Annotated in this window: 17 protein-coding genes and 1 tRNA gene; all 18 read left to right on the forward strand. The window is 41.9% G+C overall.

From position 1 onward, the window contains the following. Nucleotides 1-87: 87 nt before the first annotated feature. The 18 genes from QUE86_RS12885 (at nt 88) to truA (ending at nt 19943) form a co-directional block, all read left to right on the forward strand. On the forward strand, nt 88-861 hold the full coding sequence (locus QUE86_RS12885) for a hypothetical protein (RefSeq protein ID WP_286257675.1): 774 nt from the start codon (nt 88-90) through the stop codon (nt 859-861). Nucleotides 862-1559: 698 nt separating this feature from the next. Continuing rightward, nucleotides 1560-1636 (forward strand) — tRNA-Met (locus QUE86_RS12890). A gap of 289 nt (nt 1637-1925) precedes the next feature. Continuing rightward, nucleotides 1926-2381, forward strand: coding sequence for a ribosome maturation factor RimP (gene rimP / locus QUE86_RS12895; protein ID WP_054553177.1), 456 nt, complete (start codon nt 1926-1928; stop codon nt 2379-2381). Nucleotides 2382-2419: 38 nt separating this feature from the next. Next, nucleotides 2420-3919, forward strand: coding sequence for a transcription termination factor NusA (gene nusA, locus QUE86_RS12900; protein ID WP_130051981.1), 1500 nt, complete (start codon nt 2420-2422; stop codon nt 3917-3919). A gap of 25 nt (nt 3920-3944) precedes the next feature. Continuing rightward, on the forward strand, nt 3945-6602 hold the full coding sequence (gene infB / locus QUE86_RS12905; RefSeq protein WP_130051980.1) for a translation initiation factor IF-2: 2658 nt from the start codon (nt 3945-3947) through the stop codon (nt 6600-6602). A 110-nt stretch (nt 6603-6712) separates the two neighbouring features. Next, nucleotides 6713-7117: a 30S ribosome-binding factor RbfA gene (rbfA, locus tag QUE86_RS12910; protein ID WP_130051979.1), complete on the forward strand. Its 405-nt coding sequence runs from the start codon at nt 6713-6715 to the stop codon at nt 7115-7117. Then, the gene (gene truB / locus QUE86_RS12915) at nt 7117-8061 is read left to right on the forward strand and encodes a tRNA pseudouridine(55) synthase TruB (protein WP_130051978.1); all 945 of its coding nucleotides are present in this window, start codon (nt 7117-7119) and stop codon (nt 8059-8061) included. The genes rbfA and truB overlap by 1 nt, the downstream gene beginning before the upstream one ends. Nucleotides 8062-8171: 110 nt before the next feature. After that, nucleotides 8172-8441 (forward strand): 30S ribosomal protein S15, encoded by a 270-nt coding sequence (gene rpsO, locus QUE86_RS12920; protein ID WP_130051977.1) that lies wholly within the window; start codon nt 8172-8174, stop codon nt 8439-8441. Nucleotides 8442-8684: 243 nt separating this feature from the next. Further along, nucleotides 8685-10814, forward strand: coding sequence for a polyribonucleotide nucleotidyltransferase (pnp, locus tag QUE86_RS12925; protein ID WP_130051976.1), 2130 nt, complete (start codon nt 8685-8687; stop codon nt 10812-10814). Between the two features lie 128 nt (nt 10815-10942). Then, the gene (gene nlpI / locus QUE86_RS12930; protein ID WP_130051975.1) at nt 10943-11821 is read left to right on the forward strand and encodes a lipoprotein NlpI; all 879 of its coding nucleotides are present in this window, start codon (nt 10943-10945) and stop codon (nt 11819-11821) included. A gap of 13 nt (nt 11822-11834) precedes the next feature. Then, nucleotides 11835-13007 carry a hypothetical protein gene (locus QUE86_RS12935; protein WP_286257683.1) on the forward strand — a complete coding sequence of 391 codons (1173 nt, stop codon included), beginning with the start codon at nt 11835-11837 and terminating at the stop codon, nt 13005-13007. 211 nt (nt 13008-13218) lie between these two features. Then, a complete protein-coding gene (locus QUE86_RS12940; protein WP_286257685.1) occupies nt 13219-16011 on the forward strand; it encodes a monovalent cation/H+ antiporter subunit A in 2793 nt (930 codons plus the stop codon). Next, on the forward strand, nt 16011-16355 hold the full coding sequence (locus tag QUE86_RS12945) for a Na+/H+ antiporter subunit C (protein WP_054553167.1): 345 nt from the start codon (nt 16011-16013) through the stop codon (nt 16353-16355). The genes QUE86_RS12940 and QUE86_RS12945 overlap by 1 nt, the downstream gene beginning before the upstream one ends. Beyond that, nucleotides 16352-17869: a monovalent cation/H+ antiporter subunit D gene (locus tag QUE86_RS12950; protein ID WP_130051972.1), complete on the forward strand. Its 1518-nt coding sequence runs from the start codon at nt 16352-16354 to the stop codon at nt 17867-17869. The genes QUE86_RS12945 and QUE86_RS12950 overlap by 4 nt, the downstream gene beginning before the upstream one ends. Continuing rightward, on the forward strand, nt 17869-18405 hold the full coding sequence (locus QUE86_RS12955) for a Na+/H+ antiporter subunit E (RefSeq protein ID WP_130051971.1): 537 nt from the start codon (nt 17869-17871) through the stop codon (nt 18403-18405). The genes QUE86_RS12950 and QUE86_RS12955 overlap by 1 nt, the downstream gene beginning before the upstream one ends. Beyond that, nucleotides 18399-18668, forward strand: a complete 270-nt coding sequence (locus QUE86_RS12960; protein ID WP_130051970.1) for a K+/H+ antiporter subunit F — start codon at nt 18399-18401, stop codon at nt 18666-18668. Before QUE86_RS12955 ends, QUE86_RS12960 begins: the two co-directional genes overlap by 7 nt. Before the next feature lie 8 nt (nt 18669-18676). Continuing rightward, nucleotides 18677-19009 (forward strand): Na+/H+ antiporter subunit G, encoded by a 333-nt coding sequence (locus QUE86_RS12965; protein WP_130051969.1) that lies wholly within the window; start codon nt 18677-18679, stop codon nt 19007-19009. A gap of 139 nt (nt 19010-19148) precedes the next feature. Beyond that, on the forward strand, nt 19149-19943 hold the full coding sequence (gene truA / locus QUE86_RS12970; RefSeq protein ID WP_130051968.1) for a tRNA pseudouridine(38-40) synthase TruA: 795 nt from the start codon (nt 19149-19151) through the stop codon (nt 19941-19943). Nucleotides 19944-19998: the final 55 nt, after the last annotated feature.

The following is a 19998-nucleotide window of genomic DNA, read 5'->3' on the forward strand; positions in this document are numbered from 1 at the left end:
AACACTAAGATAGATCGATTAATATAGTCTATAAAAAAGGTATATTAATGGCATAATTAATGAGTAAAAAACTAGGAATGGTACGACATGAAAATTAACTTACATTTACTATTTATAAGCCTACTAGTTTGCCCTTTGGCGCACAGCACTGTTTATCACTGTGAGAAAAATGGTGTTGCTGAGTTTAGCCAACAACCTTGTGGCAAAGATGCAAAGTTGATTACTATTAAAGAGCAAAGCCCACACCTTTCGTATACTTCAAATAATGATGCACAAACATCAACAGATAAAGATTCCGCGGAAGTCGAGCGTTATATCCGCTTAAAGCAAATTGATGCGAAAATTGCAGAACATAACAATAAAATTGATACATTTAAGCTCAAAATGAACAGGGAAATTGCGGCCTTATCTGAGCAATCTGATTCTCAGCTGCGTAACTTGGTGGGTGCTAAGAAACAGGCAGCCATTGCCAAACAGATGAGCGCCGCATCTGAGCGTTACGGCCTACTTATTAACGGCGAGCAGCGTAGTATTGATAGGCTCATGGCTGAAAAGTACACCTTAACATCATATGCTAACAAGGTTGCCAATAATGAGGTCGCTAGTTTTATTCGCTCAAAACAGATTATGCGTAAAATTTCAGAGCACGAGAATAAAATAGATACTTATCAAGCTGAGCTTAACATGCAAATGTCAAAGCTTGAGCAACAACTAAGTAGCCGCCCTCGCAATTTAGCTGATGCAAATAGCGACAATGCATTAGCAGACAAAATGACAGCTCTAACTAGTCGCTTTAATACTCTTATCGCTATTGAGCAAAAACAAATCGACAGACTCAACAGCGAGTTAACGAAGCTATGAACTTAATCGTGCGGGACAATACGCGCTAAAAGACACCACATTTGAATAAGAAAACAAGTAACTTTTGACAATATTTGCAAACACTCTCGTAGCTTGCAGCCAAGCGCGATGCAATTGAGAGTCAATTGGGTGAATGTATGATTTGCGGGTTTCGATAAAGGCTCTGCAAAGCGAATCGATATCGTTAAAGGATACTTTTAAAAAGCTTAGGTTATTTGCTAAGTAATGGATAAATGGTGTGACTTGATGTAAGTCATCAAGATGACTGATTATCTTATTCAAAGCACAATACAAGATATAACTGCGCTTAGTTATGCTTTCATGATCTGGCACCACCATAGTTAACTTATATGAACTAAGATTGCGATGATAGGCGCTTGTATACTGATGAAAATCAGGTTTTAGCAATTCAATGTCTTGTAGTAACAGTCTTTTTTGAAATGAAGATAGACTCATAGTACATCGCTTAATAGCCGAGGCTATAGGTTGTTCTTATTATTTGATTAAATATAGACAAGAATTTCCAGTTTTGGAAAATTTATGACAAGGTTGTCATAAATTTTTTAGGCAAAAAATAGTCTAACTAATTCATGCTGGAAGGTTGCTAATTGAGCGCTACATGCTTATAATGGCCGCCATTGAATTGAGGTGTTTTGCACTCGATTAGATGATATTAAGTTACTTTTAATATCTATTGGCGCGGGATGGAGCAGCCTGGTAGCTCGTCGGGCTCATAACCCGAAGGTCGTCGGTTCAAATCCGGCTCCCGCAACCAAATACATGCTAAGGCATTGTAAGTGTACTTAGTATGCACAGTAATTTTTACTGTATGAAGTCGCGCATTCTGGTAATGCGCGTTTTGCGTTTAGGCTATCTAGTTTAATTTGGTCAGGTAATTGACTCGCAACCAAGCTTGGCCCTAGGCCACACAGTTTTATGCTTTAGGTGTGACGCCCCGCTTGGTTCGGGGCGTTGTTGTATCTGCTTGGCGGTGATTTTAAATCATTATTAAACTCAGTATTTCAGGGCTATATGCCCTTTTTTTGTTTGTATGGAGGATTTTCGTGACAAAACTTGAGCAAGATTTAGTAGCCATGCTCTCACCGGCCGTTGAAATGTTAGGCTTTGAGTTACATGGTCTTGAGTTTGTGCAAGCTGGTCGCCACTCTACATTACGTGTTTATATCGATCACGATGCAGGGATTACGGTTGACAATTGTGCCGACGTTAGTCGTCAAGTTAGCGCAATTTTAGATGTCGAAGACCCAATTACAAATGAATATGATTTGGAAGTTTCGTCTCCTGGTGTTGATCGTCCATTATTCAAACAAGATCACTACGAGAAGGCGCAAGGAGAAGAAGTACGCGTGCGTACTAAGCTTCCGCAAGATGGTCGTCGTAACTTTAAAGGCGATTTAGTATCAGTTAGCAGTGATATGATCACACTTTCAGCAGATGGCACTGAGCATATGATTATGATCAGTAACATTGAACGTGCGAACATCATCGCAAAGTTTTAATTCGAGTGCGAAGGAATAGGGCAAGCGAGGCATAACCCATGGCAAAAGAAATATTATTGGTTGCTGAAGCCGTCTCCAATGAGAAAGCGGTTCCAAAAGAAAAGATTTTTGAAGCGTTAGAGTTCGCATTAGCGACTGCAACAAAGAAAAAACACGATGGCGAAATTGACGTTCGCGTATCAATCGATCGTAAAACTGGTGATTACGACACGTTCCGTCGCTGGAAAATCGCTGAAGTTCTTGAAGATGGTTCTTTAGAACATCCATACAGCGAAATCACGCTTGAAGCAGCACAAGTTGAAGACGAAAACTTACAACTAGGTGATTACGTCGAAGAACAAATTGAGTCAATCAAGTTCGACCGTATTACGACACAAATGGCAAAGCAAGTTATCGTACAAAAAGTACGTGAAGCTGAGCGTGCTTTAGTTGTTGAAGAATATAAAGATCAACAAGGCGAATTGGTAACTGGTGTTGTTAAAAAAGCAACACGTGATGCAATCGTACTTGACCTTGGTAACAATGCTGAAGCGGTTATCTACCGTGATGATATGTTACCACGTGAGAACTTCCGTCCAGGTGACCGTATCCGTGGTTTACTTTACGAAGTTAAGCCGGAAGCTCGTGGCGCGCAATTATTTGTAACGCGTTCTAAACCTGAAATGCTAATGGAGTTATTCCGCATTGAGGTACCTGAAATTGGCGAAGAGATGATTGAATTACGTGCTGCAGCACGTGATCCAGGTTCTCGTGCAAAAATCGCAGTAAAATCTAACGATAAACGTATCGACCCAGTGGGTGCGTGTGTTGGTATGCGTGGTGCTCGAGTACAAGCTGTTTCAACTGAGCTTGGTGGTGAGCGTGTTGATATCGTTCTTTACGATGATAACCCAGCACAATTCGTTATCAATGCAATGGCGCCAGCAGAAGTTGCGTCAATCGTAATGGACGAAGATACTCATTCAATGGATATTGCTGTTGAAGCAGATAATCTAGCACAAGCAATTGGTCGTAACGGTCAAAACGTTCGTCTTGCTAGCCAGTTAACTGGTTGGGAATTAAACGTAATGACAGTTGATGACATGCGTGCGAAGAACGAAGCTGAATCAGACAAGCTAATTAACTTATTCACTGAATACCTAGATATCGATGATGAGTTTGCAACATTACTTATCAACGAAGGTTTCTCAACACTTGAAGAAGTTGCTTACGTTCCTGCATCGGAATTCCTAGAAATCGACGGTTTAGATGAAGAAACAGTTGATATCTTACGTTCACGTGCAAAAGACGCATTAACAACTAAAGCGCTTAAAACGGAAGAAAGTTTAGAAGGTGCTGAACCTGCAGAAGACCTACTAGCACTTGAGGGCTTAGAGCGTCATCTTGCATTTGTTATGGCAAGCAAAGGTGTAGTAACACTTGAAGACTTAGCTGAGCAAGGTATTGATGAGTTAGTAGACATCACTGAGCTATCAGAAGAAGAAGCTGGTAAGCTAATTATGGCTGCGCGTAACATTTGTTGGTTCGCAGACGAGTAATTTATTAACGGAGGTATTACACACTATGGCAGAAGTAAATGTTGAAAAACTAGCCGGAGATATTGGTACAACTGTTGATAAGTTATTACAGCAGCTTGAGCAAGCCGGTATATCTAAAAAAGCAGGTGATATGGTAACGGAGGCTGAAAAGTCAACATTACTTGATCACTTAAGCAAGCAGCACGGCGGTACAGGGTCTGAAGGCCCTGCTCGCATGACTTTGCAACGTAAAAGCAAGAGCACTCTAAGTGTGACTGGCTCAACAGGTAAAGCAAAGTCTGTGCAAGTTGAAGTACGTAAAACACGTACTTACGTCAAGAAAAGCGCCATTGAGCAACAGCAAGAAGAAGAGCGTTTAGCTGCAGAAGAAGCTGCACGTAAAGCAGCAGAGCTTAAAGCCCAGCAAGAAGCTGAAGAGCTAAAAGCGAAACAAGAGGCAGAACGCAAAGCGAAAGAAGAAGCTGAGCGTAAAGCCAAAGAAGAGGCTAAACGTAAAGCTGAAGCTGAGCGTAAAGCGAAACAGAAGCAGATGACCCCAGAGCAAAGTGCTAAGTCTGAACAAGATCGCGCCGAAGCTGAGCGTCTGCAAAAAGAAGCAGAAGAGGCCGCATTGAGAAAAGCTGAAGAAGAAGCGAAACGTCAAGCAGAAGAGGCAAGAAAGCTAGCTGAAGAAAATGAAGCTCGCTGGAAAAAGGAAGAAGAAGAGCGTAAGAAGCGTGAAGAAAGCGCTGATCACCACCTTACGACTTCAACTTACGCACGTGAAGCAGAAGATGAATCTGACGCACGTGAAGAGCATAGCGCTCGTCGTAAGAAAAAGAAAAAAGGACCTCAAAAAGATAAACAGGCTGCCGGTCCTAAAGGTAAGAAAGGCAAGCTAAAAGCACCAACGTCTTTACAACATGGTTTCCAAAAACCAACCGCTGACGTGAAAAATGAAGTTCGTATCAGTGAAACAATCACTGTTGCTGAGCTTGCATCACGTATGGCAGTTAAAGGTGCTGAAGTTGTTAAAACAATGATGAAGATGGGTGACATGGTTACCATTAACCAAGTGATTGACCAAGAAACAGCACAGCTTGTTGCTGAAGAAATGGGTCACAAGGTTATCATTGTTAAAGAAAATGAATTAGAAGAGAAAGTACTAAACGACCGTAGCGAAGAAGGTAAAGCCATTCCTCGTGCACCGGTTGTGACAGTAATGGGTCACGTTGACCACGGTAAAACGTCAACACTTGATTACATTCGTTCAGCAAAAGTTGCTTCTGGTGAAGCCGGTGGTATTACTCAGCACATTGGTGCATATCACGTTGAAACAAATGGTCATATGATCACATTCTTAGATACGCCAGGTCACGCCGCGTTTACATCAATGCGTGCTCGTGGTGCTAAAGCTACGGATATTGTAATTCTTGTTGTTGCAGCCGATGATGGTGTAATGCCACAGACTAAAGAAGCGGTTCAGCACGCCCGTGCTGCAGGCGTTCCTTTAATCATCGCAGTAAACAAGATGGATAAAGAAGGCATCGACCCAGATCGCGTTAAGAACGAGCTAGCACAATTAGATGTTATCCCAGAAGAGTGGGGTGGTGAAACACAGTTTGTGCATATCTCTGCGAAAACAGGTTTAGGTATTGATGACCTACTTGAAGCAGTATTAATGCAAGCTGAGCTACTTGAACTAACTGCGCCAGCTGAAGGTATGGCTGCAGGTGTTGTAATTGAATCGCGTCTTGATAAAGGCCGTGGTCCAGTTGCTTCAATCCTAGTTCAGTCTGGTACGCTTAACCAAGGTGATATCGTACTTTGTGGTCTTGAATATGGCCGTGTACGTGCGATGAAAGATGAGAACGGACAAGACATTAAGTCTGCTGGTCCATCTATTCCAGTAGAGATTTTAGGTCTATCTGGTATCCCTGCTGCTGGTGATGAAGCAACAGTAGTTAAAGATGAGCGTAAAGCGCGTGAAGTAGCACTTTACCGTCAAGGTAAATTCCGTGAAGTGAAGCTTGCTCGTCAACAAAAAGCGAAGCTTGAAAACATGTTTACGAACATGGCTGAAGGTGATGTATCAGAAGTTAACATCGTTCTTAAAGCTGACGTACAAGGTTCAATCGAAGCAATCGCTGATTCATTAACTAAGCTTTCTACTGATGAAGTTAAAGTGAAGATTGTAGGTTCAGGTGTAGGTGGTATCACTGAAACTGATGCAACTCTTGCAGCAGCGTCTAACGCGATTGTTGTTGGCTTTAACGTACGTGCTGATGCATCAGCTCGTAAAGTGATTGAGTCAGAAAACCTAGACTTACGTTACTACAGCGTAATCTACAGCCTGATTGAAGAAGTTAAACAAGCGATGTCAGGTATGCTTGCTCCAGAATTCAAGCAAGAGATCATTGGTCTTGCTGAAGTTCGTGACGTGTTCAAGTCACCTAAGATTGGTGCAATCGCAGGTTGTATGGTTACTGAAGGTATCGTTAAGCGTAGCGCACCTATCCGTGTACTTCGTGATAACGTGGTTATCTACGAAGGTGAACTTGAGTCACTACGTCGCTTTAAAGACGACGTTCAAGAAGTTCGTAACGGTATGGAGTGTGGTATCGGCGTTAAGAACTACAACGATGTTAAAGTTGGCGACCAAATCGAGGTATTCGAGACGGTTGAAGTACAACGTTCACTTTAATTTCGTTTAAGTTATTGCTTTAAATGGGGGCCTAGCCCCCATTTGTGCATTCGTAATTAAATTAACTTATTCTTTAACATCAATAAGTTATTATTTTAGAGTGAAATGAAATGAGAGAATTTTCTCGCACTGATCGTGTTGCTCAGCAAATTCAAAAAGAGATTGCTGTTATTCTTCAACGCGAAATCAAAGATCCACGCCTAGGCATGGTAACAGTGTCTGCGGTTGAGGTATCTCGCGACTTATCTTACGCAAAAGTATTTATCACGGTATTCAACACGGATGATGAAGATAAAGCCAAGCAAAGCGCTAAAATCTTAAATGAAGCAACGGGTTATATTCGTTCTTTATTAGGTAAACGCATTCGTGCGCGCATCATGCCAGAGTTACGTTTTGTGATCGATAACTCACTAATGGAAGGTATGCGTATTTCAAACTTGGTTGATTCTGTTATTCGTGAAGACAATGCTAAGCATGTAGACGAAGACGACGGCGAAGAAGGCACTAAAGGCTAATGGCTAGACGCAGTAAAGGTCGTGCTATTGACGGCATCTTATTACTTAATAAGCCGCAAGGTATTTCATCAAACAAAGCATTGCAGCAAGCAAAGGGAATATACTTTGCTCAAAAAGCAGGTCACACCGGTGCGCTTGATCCGCTCGCGACGGGTATGCTGCCTATTTGTTTTGGTGAAGCGACTAAGTTTACCCAGTTTTTGCTCGATACAGACAAAACCTATGTTGTTCGTGCCAAACTTGGTGAGCGAACTACAACGTCTGATTCAGATGGTGAAGTGGTTGAAACGCGTGAAGTATCGGTAACACCTGAGCAATTAGCTGAGCAAATTGCCAGTTTCTTAGGTGAGTCGGATCAATACCCTTCGATGTACTCTGCGCTTAAATACCAAGGTCAGCCTTTGTATAAATATGCCCGTGAAGGTATTGAAGTGCCGCGTAAGTGTCGAAAAATTAATGTATTTAGTTTAACGCTTGATGAGTTTGATGAAGCTAATAACGAAGTACAAATGACGGCACATGTATCTAAAGGCACTTATATTCGTACTATTGTTGACGACTTAGGTGAAAAGCTTGGCTGTGGTGCTCATGTTATCATGTTACACCGCAGTGCAGTTGGCCATTATCCAAGTGAGAAAATGGTCACTCTTGAGCAACTTGAAGAAAAGCTACAGCAAGCAAAAGCAGACGATGTTGCACCTTCAAGCTACCTCGATGAGCTACTATTGCCAATGGATACTGCTTTGGTTGACTTACCTGTGATTGAGATTACCCAAGAGCAGGGCGTGGCATTTAGTCATGGTCAAACAGTAGTGATTGGCAGGCCTGTACCAGATGGGGTAGTAAAGGTAATGGCTGATGGGGTGTTCATTGGTACCGGTGAGCGCCATAAAGATGGTCACTTAAAATCAAAGCGTGGCTTATCAAATCAGCTGCCTGAGTAAAGATTACCTTGTAGTTATAAGCAAAGCTGGGTAGAATACGCCCCGCTCAATCGTTTTGGCTGAATTAGTGATCGGCTAAAACACAATTTAAATTAATTTTTGGAGTTACTATGTCACTAAGCAATCAAGAAAAAGTTGAGATCATCGGTAAATTTGCACGCGCTGAAGGCGACACTGGTTCACCTGAAGTACAAGTTGCACTTCTAACTTTCGATATCAACAAGCTTCAAGGTCACTTTGCTAGCCACAAGCACGACTTCCACTCACGTCGTGGTCTTCTTCGCAAAGTAAGCCAACGCCGTAAACTGCTTGACTACCTTAAAGGTAAAGACATTGCACGTTACACTGCGTTAATCCAAGAGCTTGGCCTACGTCGCTAAGAACTAGATTACGAGAAAAGGGGCTATTTAGCCCCTTTTTTTGTGCGCGCATGAAAGGTATACTAGCGCACATCTTAGTAGGTGAATCTACTAAGTAATTGAAAAAACATCATTGCCAATTGTAGTACTTAATCGTGTTTTCATAAGCACAATTAAGTACTGTAATTGGTACTTTGATGGACTATTTTTTACCAATTCGGAGCACTGCTCTGAGTTGCTTTTACATTTAAAGGATATTTTTAAGTGCAAGCAATTATTAAAGAATTTCAACTAGGTCAACACACTGTGACTCTAGAAACTGGTGCTATCGCTCGTCAAGCTGACGGCGCAGTACTAGCAAGCATTGGCGATACTTCAGTATTAGTTACTGTTGTAGGCAAGCGCGATGCACAACCAGGTCAAGACTTCTTTCCACTAACAGTTAACTACCAAGAGCGTATGTACGCTGCGGGTCGTATCCCTGGTGGTTTCCTTAAGCGTGAAGGTCGTCCTAACGATGGCGAAACGCTTATCGCTCGTTTAATCGACCGTCCAATCCGTCCACTTTTCCCAGACGGTTTCGTAAACGAAGTACAAGTAATTGCGACAGTTGTTTCTGTTAATCCAGAAATCCAACCTGACATGGTTGCTATGATTGGTACTTCAGCAGCTCTTGCTATCTCTGGTATCCCATTCAATGGTCCTATCGGTGCATCACGCGTTGGTTTCATCAACGGCGAATATGTACTTAACCCAACACTAGCTGAGCTTGAAGAGAGCCAATTAGACCTAGTTGTTGCAGGTACTGATAACGCAGTACTTATGGTTGAATCAGAAGCTGAAACACTATCTGAAGAAGTAATGTTAGGTGCGGTTGTTTATGGTCATGAGCAATCTCAAGCTATCATCAACGCAATCAACGAATTCAAAGCTGAAGCAGGTAAACCAGCTTGGGATTGGACTGCACCAGAGAAAAACGTAACACTTGCTGAGAAAATCTCTGCAATCGCTGCTGAAAAAGTAGGTGAAGCATACCGCATCACTGACAAAGTAGCGCGTAAAGAAGCACTAGGTGTAGCGAAAGAAGAAGTTGTTGCTACTTTAACTGCAGAGCTTGCTGAAGGCGAAGAGCTAGATACACAAGAAGTTGGTAAACTATTTGGTTCTTTAGAAAAAGAAATCGTTCGTGGCCGTATCATCGCAGGTGAGAAGCGTATCGATGGTCGTGAACCAGATATGATCCGTGCACTAGACGTAATGACAGGGGTTTTACCTCGTACTCACGGTTCTGCAATCTTTACTCGTGGTGAGACGCAAGCACTTGTTACTGCAACACTTGGTACAGAGCGTGATTCACAGTTAATCGATGATTTAACTGGTACTAACAAAAACCACTTTATGCTGCACTATAACTTCCCTCCGTTCTGCGTAGGTGAAACTGGTTTTGTTGGCTCACCTAAGCGTCGTGAGATCGGTCACGGTAACTTAGCTAAGCGTGGTATTGCAGCTGTATTACCAACGTTAACTGACTTCCCATACTCAATCCGTGTTGTTTCAGAAATCACTGAATCAAATGGTTCATCGTCTATGGCATCAGTATGTGGTACGTCATTAGCTCTTATGAATGCTGGTGTACCAATTAAAGCATCTGTTGCTGGTATTGCGATGGGTCTAGTTAAAGAAGGCGAAGATTTCGTTGTTCTTTCTGACATCTTAGGTGATGAAGATCACTTAGGTGACATGGACTTTAAAGTAGCGGGTACTTCTAATGGTATCACTGCATTACAAATGGATATCAAGATCGAAGGTATCACTAAAGAAATCATGCAAATCGCTCTTAAACAGGCGAAAGCAGCACGTTTACACATCTTAGGTGTTATGGACGAAGCGATTTCAGCACCTTCTGAAGAGTTATCTCAGTTCGCGCCACGCATTTACACAATGCAAATCCCTGCGAAGAAAATTGCTGAAGTTATCGGTAAAGGTGGCGCAACTATCCGTCAACTTACAGAAGAAACTGGTACTACGATTGAAATCGAAGATGACGGTACAATCAAGATCGCAGCAACTGATGGCATCAGCGCTAACGATGCTATTAAGCGTATCGAGCAATTAACTGCTGAGCTAGAAGTAGGTACTATCTACACTGGTAAAGTTGTTCGTATCGTTGATTTTGGTGCGTTCGTTAATATTCTTCCAGGTAAAGATGGTCTAGTGCACATTTCACAAATCAGCACTGAGCGTGTTAACAACGTGACTGACCACCTGAGCGAAGGCCAAGAAGTTAAAGTTAAAGTTCTTGAAGTAGATCGCCAAGGTCGTGTACGTCTAAGCATCAAAGAAGCTATGGAATCAGCTGCTGAAGAAAAAGCAGAAGAGTCTAAAGACGCTTAATGATGATTGAATAACCAGTTATTTGCTGGATATAAGAAAAAGGGGCTGTTTAGCCCCTTTTTTTATGCTTTAATGAAACCTATCCGCTTCGATTTTGTCTACAGAGAATTCAGGTATTAAGGAATTTAATGATTTTTAAACACTTAGCATTGACCGCTGTGGCTATTTTTTCTTTAAGTGCATGCCAAACCACCACACAATCTGAGTCAGTCCCTATTGTTAATGTGCCTTTTACCGCACCATTGGCGCCTGATTTTCGTAATGAAATTACGATTGCTCGTTACTCTGAGTTGTTAAACCGCGCAGATTTAAGTGCTGAGCAACAGGCTAAGCTTTATTACGATCGCGGCGTGTTATTTGACAGCTTAGGTATGTCGACGTTAGCGCGAATAGACTTTAACCGTGCGATTAAGCTCAAACCAGATTTGGCTGAGGTATATAACTTTTTAGGTATTCACCACACACTGATGCAGCAGTATGAACAAGCCTACGAATTTTTTGATTCTGCACTTGAGCTTAATGAGCAGCATGAGTACGCCTATTTAAATCGTGGGATTGCACTTTACTATGGTGAGCGCCCATTACTTGCACAAGATGATTTACAACAGTTTTTAAATCGTTCACCCAGCGATCCTTATCGTGTGTTATGGCTTTATTTAGCGCAATCAGAAGCTGATAAAAAGCAAGCCTTAATTGATTTAAAAGCTAACTCACAAGGTGTAGATGAGTCACAATGGGGTTACCAACTCTTGGCACTTTACTTAGGTGACATTAGTGAGTTTGAATTTTTATCTGGCATTATTGAAGGCGTTACTTCAGAGCAAGAGTATGCACATCGCTTATGTGAAGCTTATTTCTATTTAGCTAAAATGCATCAAGCAGCTGGTGATAACTACCTTGCTGCTGACTATTTTAGGCTTGCCCTTGCCACCAATGTACATGAATTTGTTGAATACAAATATGCCCGTTTAGAGCTTGAGTTAATGGCTGGTGAAAACGCAAGCTAAGGTTTCTTTAATTGTGATTCTATTACTGAGCTTGGGTCTTGTTTCAAGCTCAGTGTCTCGTTTTATTCCCGCTTATTTTTATTACGCAAATACCAGCCCTTCACAAGTGACAGCTATCTATCATTTAGCGCCGAGTGCTATTAATTTGCAGCATTTAGTGTTGAGTAACTCGCAACTTCGCCAGCTGGCAAAGCTCGATGATAGCAATGCCGTGTATCAGCTTGCGCTTAGGTTTTTGCAGCAACAAGACTACACTGCAGCAAAATTATGGTGGCAGCCTTACTTTGCTGAATTTACTTTATTGCAGCAGCAAGCCTTAGCGGATCAGCTAGTCCAAACGCAACAGTGGCACGATATAAGCGGTTTAGGCCAAGCTGGCAAGTTACCCGAGGGGGATGCTAAGCAAGCTTGGCTATTGCAACAACAAATGCCGGTAGCTCAAATTGCCCCTGCTTATGCTCAGCAACAGCAATTTGCTTTATCAACAGCGACTTTACAAGCAAGCAGCCAGTGCAAATTTAATGTTTTAATGATGACAGATCACTACAAAGGGATTCAGGCTTTAAATCAGTATAAGCAGCAATACAGCAAAGCTCCTGAGCCCGCCAAAGACAGCTTTTGCTTCACTGAGGTTGTTTATGTAGCCGATAAATTTAAGTGTGATGCAAGTGGTGGGGCGCTTAGTTGTAATTGGCAAAATGCTGCAGAGCAAAAATGGCCTGAAGGTTTTGACTTTATTGTGATGATGTCGAATCAAGGGGCAGCAAATGTTCAAGGCGGTATTATGCATATTAACTCATCGCAACCTTATGCAGTGTTTTTACATGAATTAATGCACTTTAGTGGTTTTGAAGATGAATATGCTTTAGCAGAGAAAAAACAGCAGTGGCTGTGCAAGCAGCAAGGGTTAGTCGCTCCAAATTTATTTATCGCAAATGGCGTTCTTCCACCAAAAAGCTGGCAAAAGAGTGTCGCTTGCGACAATGAAAAAGCCTATAAACCTAGCCCTAATTGGTCGATTATGCAGTACCAAACTATGGGGTTATCTGAGCAATACAGAGCGCTTTGGCAAAAACAAATTAACCAGCCCTTAACAAAGCCGGTTCGGTTTTCTGAATATTTTGCCTTTTTAGGCTTAAAGCCAGTGTTTACAACAGCTTCCAAAGAGCAGAATTTTTCTGACTAATCGACTATTTATTGCTATTTTAGTATGCAAAGCGGTTAAATATTGTGCAAATAGGAGTGTCTCCTATAGACAAAATAGCACCTGATCAGTATAACTATACGCATTGTAAGCTTTTTTTGAAGCCAACTTTTAACCATCCAAATGAACAGTACGCAACTAATTAAAACTAGAGCGGTATTGATATTCTTATGACACTAAAAGGCTCCTAATTATGACTTTGCTCTGGATACCCCTGTTATCCTTAATCGGCAGTGTTATTTCATCCTGCACTTCAAAACTAACACGTAACCAAAGCACTGCTTTGACCATGTTAGCGCCTTTGATTGCCCTTGGAATTGTATTTTCGTATACCCCTGCAGTCTTTTCTGGTGAAATAATTCGCTACACTGCTGAGTGGATCCCGCTTTTAAACATGCAAGTTTCGTTTCGACTTGATGGTTTAACGTTACTCTTTCTGTATATGATCTTGGGTATAGGTACCCTAGTGATTTTTTATGCGCGTTATTACTTGAGTAATAGCGACTCAATGCCAAAGCTATACTGCTATTTAATGCTATTTATGACCGCAATGGTTGGCATCGTGATGTCAAACAATGTGATTCAGCTTTGGTTTTTTTGGGAGCTTACCAGTATTAGCTCTTTTTTATTGATCAGTTATTGGTGGCATAAATCAGAAGCTCGAAAAGGCGCGCGCATGGCGCTTGCTATTACCGGTGCCGGTGGTCTTGCATTACTAGCTGGTTTATTACTTATTGGTGATATTGTTGGTAGTTATAATCTTGACGTTATTTTAGCAAGCAAAGCGCTTATTCAATCTCATGAACTCTATGAAGTTGCGCTGGTATTAGTGCTATTAGGTGCTTTTACCAAATCTGCGCAATTTCCATTTCATTTCTGGTTACCACATGCGATGGCGGCACCGACACCAGTCAGTGCCTACTTACACTCTGCAACCATGGTTAAAGCGGGTATCTTTTTATTAGCGCGTTTTTATCCAGCGCTATCAGGCACAGATACTTGGTTTATCTTAGTGGCGATGACGGGTCTGGCGACTTTATTGGTTGGCGCTTATATCGCGTTGTTTAAGCATGATTTAAAAGGCTTGTTGGCTTATTCAACAATCAGCCATTTAGGTTTAATTACATTACTCTTAGGTTTAGACACTGAGCTTGCTACAGTGGCTGCTATTTTCCACATTATTAACCACGCTACGTTTAAAGCGTCGTTATTTATGGCAACGGGTATCATTGATCATGAAACTGGCACCCGTGATATGCGTAAACTTAATGGTATGTGGCGATTTATGCCGTATACCGCCACACTTGCTATGGTGGCAGCTGCAGCCATGGCGGGCGTGCCACTGTTAAATGGTTTCTTGTCGAAAGAAATGTTCTTTGCCGAAACACTACATCAACAAGTGCTTGGCTCTATGTCGTGGTTAATTCCAGTGTTAGCAACGATTGCTGGTGCACTATCTGTGGCGTATTCAGCGCGCTTTATTCATGACGTGTTTTTCAATGGCGACCCAATTGATTTGCCAAAACAGCCCCATGAGCCACCACGCTATATGCGTGTACCAATCGAAATTTTGGTTGTGCTGTGTTTACTCGTTGGTATGTTCCCGCACTTTGCAGTAAGCGATATTTTAGCTTCGGCATCTTTCGCAGTGCTTGGTAATGTAGCCCCGGATTATAAGCTATCAGTATGGCATGGCTTTAACTTACCTCTGTTAATGAGTTTTATTGCAACAAGCGTTGGTGTGATGATTTATGTGCAGCGTAAGCACCTGTTCCACTTCCAAGCGTCATTACCAACTTTGAATGCTAAAAAAGGCTTTGAGCGTGGCTTATATAGCTTGATTAAGTGGTCACAAGAAAAGATTAAACGTATCGAAAATGGCTCCTTACAGCGTTATGCCTTTGTGATGATTGCGGTGGTGCTCATGTGTGCGGGTTGGCCTTTATTTGAAATGCGCCAGTTAGCAGGAGCAAGCGAGTTAACCCCAATCGATTTCCATAATGCAATAGGTGCAGGCTTACTAATAATTGGTGCGTTGGCAACGGTTATTTGGCACCGCTCACGAATGATATCTTTGATTATGATTTCAATTGTAGGCCTGATGGTATCTGTTGCTTTCACTCGATTCTCTGCGCCAGATTTAGCACTGACTCAGTTAACGGTTGAAGTTGTCACCGTGATGCTACTGATGCTTGCACTGTTCTTTTTACCGCAGCGTACTCCGAAAGAATCGAGCTCACTGCGTATTCTGCGTGACTTGGGTATCTCATCGGCCATTGGTGTGGTTGTGGCAAGTATTTGTTATGCGCTTCTGACAAGACCACTTGAGTCAATTTCTGACTTCTTTGTTGCCAATGCAAAAACTGGCGGTGGTGGTACTAACGTTGTAAACGTTATCCTCGTTGACTTTAGGGGGTTTGATACCCTAGGTGAAATTACCGTATTGGGTATTGCTGCATTAGGTATTTATAAACTGCTTATTAACTTGCCGCTGTTTATGCCAGCAAGTGATAGCGAAGGGCGCCCATGGGCAAGAGAGCGTTACCCAATTCTACTCTCGAGTATTTCACAAAGCTTGTTACCACTTGCATTACTTGTGTCTGCGTATATTTTCTTACGTGGCCATAACTTACCAGGTGGTGGCTTTATTGCAGGACTCGTTACCGCGATTGCATTTATTTTGCAATATATGGCCAATGGTTCGCATTGGATTGCAGACAGATTTGACGTGAATTATCGTAAGATTATTGCGTCAGGTATTGCTATTGCATTGTTCACAGGTATTGGAAGTTGGTTCTTCGAACGTCCATTCCTAACAACCTGGTTTGATTATTTTGATATTCCGTTAGTCGGCAAAACAGAACTTGCTAGTGCTATCGTATTTGATTTAGGTGTGTATTTAACTGTTGTAGGTGCAACGCTGATGATTTTAGCAAGTTTAGGTAAATTAACTGCTGATACACCCAAGCAAGAGGTAAATATTTAATGGAAGTATTGTACGCATCGTGCGTCGGCGTGCTGGTTGCATGCGGAATTTACTTAATATTGCGGGCTCGTACTTTCCCTGTGGTACTCGGCCTGACTATGTTGTCGTATGCAGTTAACCTGTTTTTATTCTCTTCAGGTCGCTTAACAATTAACAAAGCGGCTGTACTTGGTACAGGCAGTGAGTATGCCGACCCACTCCCTCAAGCGCTGGTTTTAACAGCAATTGTAATTGGCTTTGCGATGACCGCTTTTGTGGTTATTTTAGCGATTCGTGGTCGTGCAGATTTGGGTAATGACCATGTTGATGGTCACCTTGTTAAATCATCGAAGGAGCAAAAATGATTCAGCATTTAGCTTCTTTACCGATTCTAATTCCGATGTTGGCAGGTGTTATTTTACTCATGCCGCCATGTGGTAAAAACTTACATATCCGTCGTGTTTCGTCGGTTATTTTGTCGATTGTCACATTATCAGTAAGTGCTTACTTATTATACCACGTTAATAGTACAGCACCGCTTGTTTACGCAATCGGTGACTGGTCTGCACCATTTGGTATTGTGCTGGTTGCCGATAGACTAGCAACACTACTGGTGTTACTTACCAGTTTCCTTGGTGCGGTTGTAGTGCTCTATAGCTGTGCAGGTGATGATAAAAAAGGGAGCTTTTTCCACCCATTAGTGCACTTTTTAGTGTTAGGTGTTAATGGTGCCTTTTTAACTGGCGATGTGTTTAACTTATTCGTATTCTTTGAAGTCTTGTTAATTGCCTCATACTCATTATTGATGCATGCAGGTAACAAACACAGTACACGTGCTGCACTGCAATATGTGATTTTAAACTTAATTGGTTCAAGTGTGTTCTTGATTGCGCTAGGTGTACTTTATGGTGTACTAGGCACATTGAATATTGCTGATTTAGCGCAAAAAGTCCCGCAATTGACGGGTGACGATGTTTACCTCGCTAAAATTGGTGGTTTGTTATTAATTGTGGTATTTGCTTTAAAAGGCGCGTTATTACCATTGCATTTATGGTTACCGAATACCTACGCAAGTGCAATGCCATTGGTGGCTGCATTATTTGCGATTATGACCAAGGTAGGTGTTTATGCCATGCTACGTGTGTATACCGTAATATTTGGTGATAATGCTGGCGAGCTTGCTCACATGGCACAACCTTGGTTATGGGGCTTAGCACTAGCGACCATAGTTATGGGTGGTATTGGTGTATTAGCGAGTCAAGACCTTAGAAAGCTTGTTGCGAATCTGGTTGTTGTATCTGTAGGTACTTTAGTGGCATTGGTTGCGATTCAAAATGTCTCTGCAACAGCTGCATTACTTTACTACTTAGTGCATTCAACTATTATTTGCGCAGCACTATTTTTAATTGCAGATTTAATTGCTCAACAACGCGGTAAAGTTGCCGACCGATTAGTAGCAGGTCGTGCCGTTGCACAGCCATACTTGCTTGGTGCTTGTTTCATAGTTGCTGCTCTTGCCGTTGTTGGTATGCCGCCGTTATCTGGCTTTGTAGGTAAAGTATGGATTTTAAAGAGCACGCTAGATAGTGAAAAAGCCATGTTGTTTTGGCCAATTTACCTAGTATCTAGTTTGGCGTTATTAGTGGCGGTTTCACGCGCTGGTACAAGCTTATTCTGGGATCATACTCATAAAGACAGTGAAGCAATTGAAGGCACCAAAGCACATCCTCTTAAAGTGATTTCAGTAGTTGCGCTACTTGCATGTTCACCTTTAATGGTTGTATTTGCAGGACCTATTTCAGACTATATGCTAGCAACATCAGAGCAGTTGTTTGATATCAACACTAGCATCAACACTGTATTACAAGGAGGCCATTGATGCGTTTAGAAGCTCGCTTTCGTTGGTTGCCAACACCATTTCGCAGTGTTTTATTATTTATTGTATGGCTGTTGTTAAATAACAGTGTGTCGCCTGGACACCTGTTTTTAGCTGCATTTTTCGCAATTACCATTCCGTGGATTACTTTCCCATTTCGTGATCCTCAGCCGCTAATTGTAAGGCCGGGTCTTGCGTTTAGGCACTTATTGTTGGTGCTTTATGATATTGTGACTGCCAATTTACAAGTGGCACTGTTGATTCTCGGGCCCACTAAAAAATTGCGCCCAGGTTTTATAAAAGTGCCTTTGGATTTAAGCCACGAAATGCCAATTACTATTTTGGCAAGTACAGTGTCGTTAACGCCGGGTACTGTGAGCGCAGAGGTTTACCCTATTCCTGAGTCCCTCGAAGAGGGGGCAGAGATTGAGCAGCGCTATTTATTAATCCATGTGCTCGATTTAGCTGATGAACAAGCGTTAATTAAAACGATTAAGCAGCGCTATGAAGCACCGCTTAAGGAGATTTTTCGATGCTAGATACCGTTTTTTTAATAGTTTACGCCATGATAGCTATATCTTTATTATTAAACGTGTGGCGGTTAATTGTAGGGCCGTCGGTACCTGATCGTATTTTGGCTTTAGACACTATGTTTATTAACACCATCGCTTTAATTATTCTGTATGGCATGAGCATGGGAACAGATTTATATTTTGAAGCCGCATTATTAATCGCTATGCTTGGCTTTGTTAGCACGGTAGCTGTATGTAAGTATTTGCTACGTGGCGATATTATTGAATAGGGTAGCAAATGATGAGTGAATGGATTGTATCAATCTTACTATTAATTGGTGGTTGCTTTATTCTAATAGGCTCAATAGGCCTTGTGAAAATGCCTGATTTTTTTATGCGTTTACACGGTCCAACTAAAGCAACAACCCTAGGAATGGCATCGTTATTGATTGCTGCGATGGTGTATTTTAGCTATACCAATGAAGGGATGAGCGTAAAAGAAATTCTCATTTCAATTTTCTTACTGATCACCGCGCCTATTAGCGGCTATATGCTGATTAAGTCAGCAATCCATCATAAGCTTCGTGCTAAAGATGGCACTAAGGGCCTCGATAACATCGAAGAAGATTAATACCAGCTCGCAATAATACTTAAGGAATTGGTGTGATATCTGAGTAACAGAACAATGTGATCTACTCGAGTGGCTTTTATTGAGCTCGTAGATCGCATAAAATGCCCCGTCATTTAGTACAGTAGGTAAATAGAGCATTATGCGAGTAGCACTTGGAGTAGAATACAACGGCGCGCGTTACAGTGGTTGGCAACGTCAATCACACGTCAATAGCGTACAACAAGAAGTAGAAACGGCGTTGTCGCGTATTTGTAATCATCCAGTCGAAATTGTTTGTGCAGGCCGCACCGATGCGGGTGTACATGGCACCGGGCAAGTGATCCATTTTGATACTCACGCTGAGCGTGAAATGGTCGCGTTCACTATGGGTATGAATACCTTACTGCCAAAAGATATTGCTATTCGCTTTGCCCAGCCTGTAAGCGAAGACTTTCACGCTCGTTTTAGTGCTACAGCTCGTCGCTACCGCTATGTGATTTATAATTACACCTATCGCGGCGCTATCATGAGTGAAGGGGTGACACACTTTCATCACCCATTAGACGAAACTAAAATGCAAGAAGCCTGTCAGTATTTAATAGGCGAGCATGACTTTACTTCGTTTAGAGCACTACATTGCCAAGCAAATACAGCAAATCGTACTATTCACCACCTGTCGGTAAAACGCCAAGGTGATTATGTGATTATTGATATTAAAGCCAATGCGTTTTTACATCACATGGTACGAAACATCACAGGGTGTTTGATGGACATTGGTCTTCATAAGCATGAACCCGTGTGGTTAAAAGAATTACTCGATTTAAAAGAGCGCGCTAAGGCAAGTGCGACAGCGAAAGCTGCTGGCCTTTACTTAGTTGACGTGGATTACCCAGAACATTTTGGCATTCCTAAAACACCATTAGGGCCTTTGTTTTTACCTGATTCAGACAGTTAGACTTTAGTAGACTACTACTAAGACCAGTTTTTTATATCGTCTGCGGGTAATTCAT

It is taken from the genome of Pseudoalteromonas apostichopi, assembly GCF_030297135.1.
In the GTDB taxonomy this organism is placed as follows: domain Bacteria; phylum Pseudomonadota; class Gammaproteobacteria; order Enterobacterales; family Alteromonadaceae; genus Pseudoalteromonas; species Pseudoalteromonas apostichopi.

Excerpts from the sequence above, each read along its gene's own strand:
- QUE86_RS12885 (WP_286257675.1), top strand. The coding sequence starts at position 88 with ATGAAAATTAACTTACATTTACTATTTATAAGCCTACTAGTTTGCCCT.
- nusA (WP_130051981.1), top strand. The coding sequence starts at position 2,420 with ATGGCAAAAGAAATATTATTGGTTGCTGAAGCCGTCTCCAATGAGAAA.
- infB (WP_130051980.1), top strand. The coding sequence starts at position 3,945 with ATGGCAGAAGTAAATGTTGAAAAACTAGCCGGAGATATTGGTACAACT.
- rbfA (WP_130051979.1), top strand. The coding sequence starts at position 6,713 with ATGAGAGAATTTTCTCGCACTGATCGTGTTGCTCAGCAAATTCAAAAA.
- truB (WP_130051978.1), top strand. The coding sequence starts at position 7,117 with ATGGCTAGACGCAGTAAAGGTCGTGCTATTGACGGCATCTTATTACTT.
- rpsO (WP_130051977.1), top strand. The coding sequence starts at position 8,172 with ATGTCACTAAGCAATCAAGAAAAAGTTGAGATCATCGGTAAATTTGCA.
- nlpI (WP_130051975.1), top strand. The coding sequence starts at position 10,943 with ATGATTTTTAAACACTTAGCATTGACCGCTGTGGCTATTTTTTCTTTA.
- QUE86_RS12940 (WP_286257685.1), top strand. The coding sequence starts at position 13,219 with ATGACTTTGCTCTGGATACCCCTGTTATCCTTAATCGGCAGTGTTATT.
- QUE86_RS12945 (WP_054553167.1), top strand. The coding sequence starts at position 16,011 with ATGGAAGTATTGTACGCATCGTGCGTCGGCGTGCTGGTTGCATGCGGA.
- QUE86_RS12950 (WP_130051972.1), top strand. The coding sequence starts at position 16,352 with ATGATTCAGCATTTAGCTTCTTTACCGATTCTAATTCCGATGTTGGCA.
- QUE86_RS12955 (WP_130051971.1), top strand. The coding sequence starts at position 17,869 with ATGCGTTTAGAAGCTCGCTTTCGTTGGTTGCCAACACCATTTCGCAGT.
- QUE86_RS12960 (WP_130051970.1), top strand. The coding sequence starts at position 18,399 with ATGCTAGATACCGTTTTTTTAATAGTTTACGCCATGATAGCTATATCT.
- QUE86_RS12965 (WP_130051969.1), top strand. The coding sequence starts at position 18,677 with ATGATGAGTGAATGGATTGTATCAATCTTACTATTAATTGGTGGTTGC.
- truA (WP_130051968.1), top strand. The coding sequence starts at position 19,149 with ATGCGAGTAGCACTTGGAGTAGAATACAACGGCGCGCGTTACAGTGGT.